Annotated in this window: 1 protein-coding gene; it reads left to right on the top strand. The window is 66.4% G+C overall.

Annotated elements, in window-relative coordinates; all coding sequences use genetic code 11:
- Nucleotides 1-164: 164 nt before the first annotated feature.
- A partial coding sequence (locus H926_RS32715) for a hypothetical protein (RefSeq protein ID WP_043610741.1) occupies nucleotides 165-354 on the top strand: 190 nt, incomplete at its 3' end.

Here is a 354-nt window from a genome sequence, read left to right as displayed (position 1 = left end):
ATCACCATTCACCGCATGGCGAGCGGGTTCGCCACACTTTCTTAAAAACCTGACCGATAAAGGCACAAGGATGAGTTCCGAAACGGTCCGTAACCGGCTTGCCTCTCGCCAGGCATTGCCCCATGGCAGAAGACCGCACAACAGGATGCCTTGGCGCCAGAGCGATGCCTGCCGATCTTGATCCTTCCCTGACGCCTGCGCATGCCGCAACGGCTGGCGCCGCCCTGGTGGTGGACGATCGGCTGGAAACCGTGCTGCGCACCCGCGCCGCCGGGCCGGCGGGCATGCGGGTGCAGTTCCGGCAGTTGGCCGATCTGCTTGGCCGCGTGGCGCCCGACGCCTGGGCCGCGCCGC

Source organism: Novosphingobium sp. B-7, assembly GCF_000410615.1.
Lineage (GTDB): Bacteria > Pseudomonadota > Alphaproteobacteria > Sphingomonadales > Sphingomonadaceae > Novosphingobium > Novosphingobium capsulatum.
The sequence above is the reverse complement of the archived record's forward strand: the minus strand, read 5'-3'. Positions and strand labels throughout refer to the sequence as shown.